Source organism: Atribacter sp., assembly GCF_035418125.1.
Classification (GTDB): Bacteria; Atribacterota; Atribacteria; order Atribacterales; family Atribacteraceae; genus Atribacter; species Atribacter allofermentans.
In genome coordinates this window covers 1-8,224 of record NZ_DAOLQM010000082.1, presented here as the reverse complement: position 1 = coordinate 8,224, position 8,224 = coordinate 1, and the positions used below count along the sequence as shown (strand labels likewise).

At 40.9% G+C, this 8,224-nt stretch carries 7 protein-coding genes and 1 pseudogene; 3 read left to right on the top strand and 5 right to left on the bottom strand.

The genetic code is table 11. The features are described from left to right. Nucleotides 1-174 precede the first annotated feature (174 nt). From PLK24_RS05690 to PLK24_RS05670, 5 genes are all read right to left on the bottom strand, one after another. Nucleotides 175-921, bottom strand: a complete 747-nt coding sequence (locus PLK24_RS05690) for an ABC transporter ATP-binding protein (protein WP_349770661.1) — start codon at nt 919-921, stop codon at nt 175-177. Nucleotides 922-931: 10 nt separating this feature from the next. Then, entirely contained in the window at nt 932-2,818 is a 1,887-nt protein-coding gene (locus tag PLK24_RS05685; protein ID WP_324477144.1) for a branched-chain amino acid ABC transporter ATP-binding protein/permease, read from the bottom strand. Between the two features lie 6 nt (nt 2,819-2,824). Next, nucleotides 2,825-3,742, bottom strand: coding sequence for a branched-chain amino acid ABC transporter permease (locus tag PLK24_RS05680; protein ID WP_324477141.1), 918 nt, complete (start codon nt 3,740-3,742; stop codon nt 2,825-2,827). 40 nt (nt 3,743-3,782) lie between these two features. Beyond that, nucleotides 3,783-4,934 carry a branched-chain amino acid ABC transporter substrate-binding protein gene (locus PLK24_RS05675; RefSeq protein WP_324477139.1) on the bottom strand — a complete coding sequence of 384 codons (1,152 nt, stop codon included), beginning with the start codon at nt 4,932-4,934 and terminating at the stop codon, nt 3,783-3,785. Between the two features lie 198 nt (nt 4,935-5,132). Further along, entirely contained in the window at nt 5,133-5,744 is a 612-nt protein-coding gene (locus tag PLK24_RS05670) for a hypothetical protein (protein ID WP_324477137.1), read from the bottom strand. A 167-nt stretch (nt 5,745-5,911) separates the two neighbouring features. Here PLK24_RS05670 and thiT point away from each other — a divergent pair, with 167 nt between their 5' ends. From thiT to PLK24_RS05655, 3 genes and pseudogenes are all read left to right on the top strand, one after another. Next, entirely contained in the window at nt 5,912-6,487 is a 576-nt protein-coding gene (gene thiT, locus PLK24_RS05665; protein WP_324477135.1) for an energy-coupled thiamine transporter ThiT, read from the top strand. 80 nt (nt 6,488-6,567) lie between these two features. Then, complete coding sequence (gene budA, locus PLK24_RS05660; protein WP_324477133.1) at nt 6,568-7,362, top strand: acetolactate decarboxylase; 795 nt, start codon at nt 6,568-6,570, stop codon at nt 7,360-7,362. A gap of 40 nt (nt 7,363-7,402) precedes the next feature. Next, a pseudogene (locus tag PLK24_RS05655) lies at nt 7,403-8,224 on the top strand (hypothetical protein); the annotation flags it as partial.

Sequence of the window (8,224 nt, the reverse complement as noted above, 5' to 3'; positions counted from 1 at the left end):
AATATTAACATAAGTGGGGGTAAATAATTTACAGAATAATTGTGACACAGCCTGAATGACGGAGTGGGTGAATGAGATTCTTGCTTCAAACCATACACTCCTTAAAAACGATAGAATGGGTGGATGAGATTACTTAGCTGTACTACAGCAATAAAGATATGGTTTATTTTCCCTTCAGGACCTGGTCAGAGGTCGAGGAATTTTGTTTCCTCCCAGGTAAGCAGCGCGAATTCTCTCATCATTCTTTAAATCTTCCGGTTTACCTTGGATAGGGATTTTTCCCGTTTCTAATATATAGGCATAATTAGATATACTCAGAGCTTTTCGGGCATTTTGCTCTACCAATAAAATTGAAACCTTCTCTTCTTGGTGGATTTGTTTGATAACCCGAAATATTTCTTGAACAATAATTGGCGCCAATCCTAACGAAGGTTCATCCATGAGAAGAATTTGGGGCTTACATATCAGTCCACGGCCGATGGCAAGCATTTGCTGCTCACCCCCAGAAAGAGTTCCAGCCAGTTGCTTTCTTCGTTCCTTTAGAATAGGAAAGAGTTCAAAGATCCATTCTTTAATTTTGGTAATTTCTTTTCCCATTGGCTGATTTCGAATCCCATACCCTCCCAAATTTAGATTTTCGTCAACCGTCAAAGTGGCAAATACTCTTCTTCCTTCTGGAACATGAGAAAGACCATAAGCAATTCTCTGATAAGGAAGAATAGTATCGAGGTTTTTCCCTTTTAAAAGGACACTTCCGCTTCTAATAGGAATTAAACCAGAGATGGCTTTTAGTAAGGTGGTTTTTCCTGCTCCATTGGCACCTAAAACCGCTACGATATCCCCCAAGTTGAGTTCCAGAGTGATACCTTTCAAGGCTTGAACTGCTCCGTAGGAAACTTCTAAATTTTGAATAGCAAGCAGTTGTTCCACCCTACTCTTCCTCCTTACCCAGGTAAGCTTCAATAACCACTGGATGATTGTATATGTTGTTTGGTATACCCTCGGCAATTTTTGAACCCATATCCATTACCGCAATCCAATCGGATACACCCATGACAACATTCATATCATGTTCTATGAGCAGGATAGTAAAACCTTCAGCTATCAAACTTTGAAGCAGTTCCATCAATTCTTCTGATTCTTTATCGTTCAGTCCCGAGGAAGGTTCATCCAAAATGAGCAACTGGGGTGAGGTTGCCAAAGCCCGGGCAATCTCCAGATAGCGTTGTTTTCCATAGGGAAGATTTTTTGCCAGTTCGTTACGGTATTCCCAGAGACCAACCTGATGAAGGCGATGGGAAGAGATTTCAACAATGGCTTTTTCTTCCTGATGTTGAGCTGGAGTTCGTAAAATTGCTGACCAATAGTTGGTCCGGGCATGACAATGAGGTCCGGACATGACGTTTTCCAAACAAGTCATATTGGGAAATAATCGGATGTTTTGAAAAGTGCGAGCTATTCCTTTCTGAACGATTTGATGAGGTTTCAACCCAGTGATTTCTTGGTTTTGAAAAAAAACTTGACCTTGGCTGGGTCGGTAAATTCCGGTGATGATATTAAAAATGGTAGTTTTTCCGGCACCATTTGGTCCAATCAAGCTGGTTATATGTTTCGGTTTGACTTGGAGATCGAAAAGATTTACTGCAGTGAGACCGCCAAAATGAAGAGTGATTCGTCGTGTTTCCAGAATCGTTGAAGAATTAGGATTGGTCATTTCAGGAAGAGAAGTTCGAAGGTTTTGAACTCGATTCTGCCCATTTTGAACCAGGACTTCCTCCGGTTGAGGGAGATTTCGTATTCCCAAACCTTCAATGCCTAAATGCCCTCTTTTTCTTGGCAGTATCCCTCCTGGACGGAAAACCATCATGACCATGAGAGCGGCACCAAAAAATAAGAGTCGGAAACTAGCAAATTGTCGGAAAATCTCTGGAAAAACCACGATAACAGCAGCACCGAAAAGAGTTCCGGGCACCGAACCCAATCCACCTAATAAGACGATGCAAAAGAGTAAAGCCGATTCCATAAAGAGGAAACTATCCGGCGAAATGATCATCATTTTGGAAGCATATACATTTCCGGTTATGCCGGCAATAGCTGCGCCCAGGACAAAAGCCAGCAGCTTATAGGAACGCACGTCGATTCCGTTTAATTCAGCAGCAATTTCGTCTTCACGAATGTAGTTCCAAGCCCGGCCGATCCGGGAACGTTGTAATCGGATCAAAGCAATGATGGCTAAGGCAATCAGTCCCCAGATGAGATAATAAAAATGAGTCGAACTTAATATCATCAAAGGGCCGATTTGAGGAACGCCTATTCCGGTAATCCCATTGGGTCCGTTGGTAATTCCCCAGGGATTATTGATAATGATGATGCGAACAATCTCTCCGATACCTATGGTAACGATACAGAGGTAGTCGCCCCGCAGGTGAATGACCGGTGACATGACAAGATAAGCGAAAGCTCCAGCCATGATGGCGCTCAAAGGAAGCAAAAGTAATATGGGAATATTAAATTGGGTGTTTAGGATGGCAGTCGTGTATGCTCCGATAGCATAAAAGGCAGTATGGCCAAGATCAAAGAGCCCTACTTCACCCAAAACGATGTTGAGACTCAAACCCAGTAAAGAATAAATGCCTACAAAAAAAGCGACGTCAATCCAATAGTCGTTCATAAAAGGAAAAAATGGTAACAAAAGAAAAAGAAGAACAATCAAGCCGTTGAACCATTTCTGGGAAAATGGAGAACGTCTTGGTTGGTGAGGATAACTGCTTTCTTGGGTATTTTGGATGCGTTGTTGAAAAATATGAGTCAGGTCCATTTCTATTTATACCTTTTCGGCAATTTTTTCACCAATAAGACCGGTTGGTCGCCAAATGAGGACTAGAATGAGAACGATAAAAATGAATCCATCTTTCCAGGCTCCTCCACTGGGAAAATAACCAGCGAAAAGCGATTCCATGATTCCTAACAGCAAGCCTCCAATCATGGCACCTGGTATATTACCGATTCCTCCCAATATAGTTGCGGTAAAAGCTTTGAGCCCATAGTTCCATCCCATGTTAAATTGGATCGATCGATAATACATTCCATTCATCACGCCCGCCATGCCTCCTAAAGCCGGCCCCAAGGCAAAGACGAAGAAAATTACTTTACGTATATCGATACCCAACATGGTAGCGGTTTCTCGGTCCAATGCTGCTGCCCGAACCGCAGCACCAAAGGTGGTTTTTTCTACAATATAATAAATGACTGCCATCAGAAAAAAAGAGAAAAAAAGGATGAAAACTTTTAAAAGTGTGATGTGAATTCCAAAGAAGTCAAAAGCAGCCGAAGGAACAACTTCACTGGGATAAGCCTGAAAGCGTGGTCCCCACACTGCCATAATCCCATTTTGGATGAATATTGACATTCCTAATGCTGATACCACTAAAGGCAGCCTTCCGGCTGGGTAAACCGGCCGATAGGCTGCCTTTTCTACTAAAATTCCAGCTATAGCGACAGTAATAAAGGTAATGAGTAAGGTTAATGCCATTCCGCCCCAAATCCCAAAGATTTGGGTAATGCGACCAGAACCCCAGATCAGAATGGTATACCCAACATAACTCCCAAAAGCAAAGAGATCACCGTGGGCAAAATTGATGAGTTTCATAACCCCATAAACCATTGAATAACCTAAGGCCACTAAGGCATAAAAAGAACCAATGGTGAGACCATTGAGTAATTGTTCAAAAAATATTCCCACGGCGAACCCCCAGTATTAAGAGAAATGGTTAATTTTCGATTTAGGGTTGATAGATCTGAAGCTTTCCTTCATCATTGTATTCATACATGGCATAGGGAATATCTTTTCGATCACCACGTTCAGTAAAAAGAATTTTCCCGGTAACCCCTTCGGCATTGGTCATCGATCGCATCGCATTGGTGATGTCTTCTGATTGGGTTGAGTTGGCATTTTTTATGGCTTGTACTAAGGCGAACAAGCCATCAGCAGCATAAATCGGCCAGGGAGAAGATGGAATATCACCGAATTTTGCCCGGTAGGCTTCAAGGAAGACTTTCGATATGGGAGTGTCGATGTCTTGTGGCATTGGTTCTTGGGTCATTAATGTTCCTTTAGCATACTCGATGCCAGCAATCTTTACAAAGTCGTCATTGGGGACAGCGTTGCTGCCCACAAAGGGAATGGTTATTCCTGCTTCTCGGCCTTGTCGGACCAGCAGACCAGCTTCGGGATAATAGGCGGTATAATACCATACATCCGGTTGGGTTTCTCTCAGTTTGGTGATTGCTGCACTGTAATCTTTCTCTTTGGGGGTCACCGCGTCATAATAAACCACTTCGGCTTTTCCCTCTTGAAGATAAGGTTCCAAGTATTTCAAAGTTTCTTCAGCAACCCCTTTTCCGTAAGTTTGATTATCATGCATAATAGCAATTCGTTTCCATCCCATAGCTTCAACTGCAAATTTAGCGAAAAATTGACCTTGAGAATCATCGCGACCACAAGTTCGGAAGAAATATTTTCGATCTTTACTCATAGTCAATCTCACTGCAGTACATCCATAACCAACCGAAACCATTTTGTTCCGTTCGAATAAATCGGCAGCTGGTTCGGTAACTGACGAACCATAACTTCCAATAACAGCAACCACCTTTTGAGAAATGAGTTTTTGAGCGGCTAAGGCACTATCTTTGGGATTAGATCCATCATCGGCGATGATTATTTCTACTGGTCGTCCATTAATACCACCTTCTTGATTGATGAGCTCGGCGGCAATTTCAACACATTGTTTTGCCATTTGGCCTTCAATGGCGTAATCACCGGTAATCGGTGCCTGAAGACCAATAATGACTGGCTCCTCTGCCCAGCAGGATAAACTGCTTAACAGAAAAATCCCGACCGTGAATACTATTAAAAAAATCTTATTTCTTTTCACTTTTCCACCCTCCAATTATCAATATTAAAATAAGACTCAATTTTCTTCCTTTACCTAATCGCTAAATTATAACAAAATATTGAGGATTTTTTTAATAATGTTATGAGCTTTTGGAGAAGATTTTTTATAAAAAGAAAAAAATGTCCCCTGCTTTATGGGGGAGGTGTTCTTTTCCTTGGGTAATTTTATTCCAAGGAATTAGTAATTGGGTTGGGGAGTAACCAAGACATCAGGAATACTTAATTTCAATTTTCCGCTTACTGACGGACTCAATTTTAAATTGATTTCCAACTGGAGTTCATCTTTCCAGCGAGGTTTGATTTTATAGTGTTGGGGATCAGGAGGAAAATAAACCTCATAGGAAAGAGTATATTCTCCAGAAACCGAGAGCGGTTCATCTTGGTTGGAAGATTTAATTTCCGGATTGGTCAGCAATTGAACAATTTCATGATTTTCACCAAAAATTTGAATAAGAATTTCTTTTTTGAGCTTTCGATTGCTTAATTCTGCCGAAAATTCTCTGACCAGTTTTTCCAGCTGATTGATGTCTTCTGAGGGAATTTCTTGCTGAAGAGCAATTTTATCACTGACTATTTTGAGAATTTCAAAAACAGCCCGGGCACATTCAAAACGAGTGAGGATGGTTTTTTTTGAGGGAAGATTTTGGATAGATAATTGGGGAGAATATTTAGATTCTAAAACGTGCAAAGCTTGAATTGACCAGTGATGGGAAGGAATTTCGCTAAAAGAATGAGCGAAGACCGCTCCAGGTATAAAAAAAACCAACAAAATTAAAGAGAGGATTTTCATATATTTCACCAAATTCAGAGCTTTTTAACTTCTTTTATTCTTATTCTACTCAAAAAGTTTCTTACTCATGATAATATTGAGTAAAGAAATAATGATTTGCTTTATGATAAATCCTCCTAAGGATAATGATGTTGTATGAAATTTATCATGAGGACGGGTGATTTCTTATGAAATCCAAATTTAAATTTAATCCTCGTTTTTTGGCTGAAGGAGGCATGGTTTTAGCGCTGGCTTCCGGATTGAGCATGGTTAAACTTTTTTCAGCACCCTATGGCGGATCGGTAACTGCTGCAAGCATGGTTCCCATCCTCCTTTTTTCTATCCTTCGCGGACCCAAAGGAGGATTGTTAGTTGCAGTGATCTACGGAATGCTCCAATTTATTTTAGGACCGATATTCCTAACCCCCCTTCAATTCCTTCTTGATTTCCCCTTAGCATTTGGTTCTTTAGGGTTAGCAGGAGTAGTTTTATCACCACTTATCTGGGAAGGGTTAAACCATTCCCAACGAATAATACGAGTTATTGGAGCAGTTTGTCTTGGTATTGGAGGTCGGCTGCTGTGCCATTATTTAGCTGGTGTCGTATTTTGGGGTCAATATGCGCCAGAGGGGATGTCACCGTGGATTTATTCATTAATTTATAATGGAAGTTACTTGGGGATCGAGTTCTTGATCAGTGTTTTGGTTATTTGGTTACTCATCCCCCGTTTTTCCGATTTAATAAAAAGGAGTCGGGCCTTATAAGAGCGATGAAAATATAGGTTATAATATTTTAAAAAATATTGTATCGGATGGATACGATTAATTGAAGGAAGGTCAAAAATTTGGATCAATATTGGATTAAAAAACCAATTTCCTCGATCTTCACCGGATTTTTATTTTTGTTTTTTTTCAATCCTCTGCTTTGGGCGGCCAATTCTTCTCCCTTCTTTCAGTTTTCAACCATCAATGCTCTTCTTGAGGGTGTATATGATGGAGAATTAACTATTCAAGAGCTCTTACAAAAAGGACAGATAGGTTTAGGGACTTTTGATGCTCTTGATGGTGAAATGGTGATAATTAAAGGTCGATGTTTTCGAGTGAATAGTCAAGGGATTGTCGAAGAAGTGACAGTGGATGAAACAACCCCCTTTGCAGCTATAGCTCAGGATCCTTCTACCAATTCTCATTATTTATTTTTAATTGATTCCCTTGTGAAGCTGGAATCGGAATTGGATCAAATAATTGAAAATCCCAATCTGATTCATATTATTCACATTGAAGCCGACTTCCAAACTCTCAAGGCTCGTAGTGTGCATCGCCAAACTAAGCCCTATCCACCACTTACTCAGGTTACTCCTAACCAAGCAGTTTTTGAATTCACAGAAATGAGCGGTGATTTAGTGGGTTTTTGGTGCCCACAATTTTTTGAAGGTCTCAATGTATCCGGCTACCATTTTCATTTTATCGATAAAGACTTGAAACATGGTGGTCACCTATTGGATTGTTCTTTTTTGTTAGGCACTGTTCATATATCACCCTGCTATGATTTTTTCGTACAGCTTCCCCACAACCAAGAATTTGCCAGAGCCAACCTTGCTGGCAAGAGGATTGATGAAATTCAACAGGTTGAAAAATAAAAAATTCCCGAATACGGGTTAAAAGAATAGGAGTATTTTTATGATTACACCAAGAATGGGTTTTGTTATTTACGGAGTTCACAAAGACGGATTAAAAGATCCAATGGGGAATCTTTTCATTGATGAAAAAGTGATCGCTCAATCAAAGAAAGCATTAAACGATCGAGGCGTTGAGCTGGTTGAATACCCTATCGTGGTGGCAACCAAAGAGGAAGCCCGATTAGCACTCAAAACCATGAAAGATGATGAAAAGATTGATGGAGTTATTTTATTTTCCGGTACTTGGATTTGGGCATCGAATATGATTGCTGCCATCAGAGATTATGGAATGACTGGAAAAGGCATTTGCATCTGGACCCATCCAGGATCGCAGGGATGGCGACCAGTGGGCGGCTTGGTTTTGCATGGAGCCCTCCTGGAAGTAGGGATTCCTCATAAATTTGTTTATGGATTAGCCGATGAAGCCCACGAAATAGATAGAATTGTTCATTTCAGTCAGGCATGCCATTTGAAGAATCGCTTAAACCAAGCTACTATTGGAGCTTTTGGTGGACGAGGAATGGGACAAACGGTTGGTGTTGCTGACCCTTCCCAATGGATGAGAGTTTTTGGTTTAGATATTGATTCTCGAGACACTACCGAGCTCATTCGTACTGCTGAAGAAGTGACCCCCGATCAACTTAAAAAGCTTGAACCACGTATAATCAAACTCTTTGGCAATCTGCCCGAATCATCGGTGGTGAATGAACGGTCTCTTCGCCTTTATTTAGCAATCAAAACCCTGGTTGAAAAAGAAAAATGGGAATTTTACACCATCCAATCCTTCCCTGGCCTGGGCGATGACTACTCGGCCACCTGCTTT

Excerpts from the sequence above, each read along its gene's own strand:
- thiT (WP_324477135.1), top strand. The coding sequence starts at position 5,912 with ATGAAATCCAAATTTAAATTTAATCCTCGTTTTTTGGCTGAAGGAGGC.
- PLK24_RS05670 (WP_324477137.1), bottom strand. The coding sequence starts at position 5,744 with ATGAAAATCCTCTCTTTAATTTTGTTGGTTTTTTTTATACCTGGAGCG.
- PLK24_RS05685 (WP_324477144.1), bottom strand. The coding sequence starts at position 2,818 with ATGGACCTGACTCATATTTTTCAACAACGCATCCAAAATACCCAAGAA.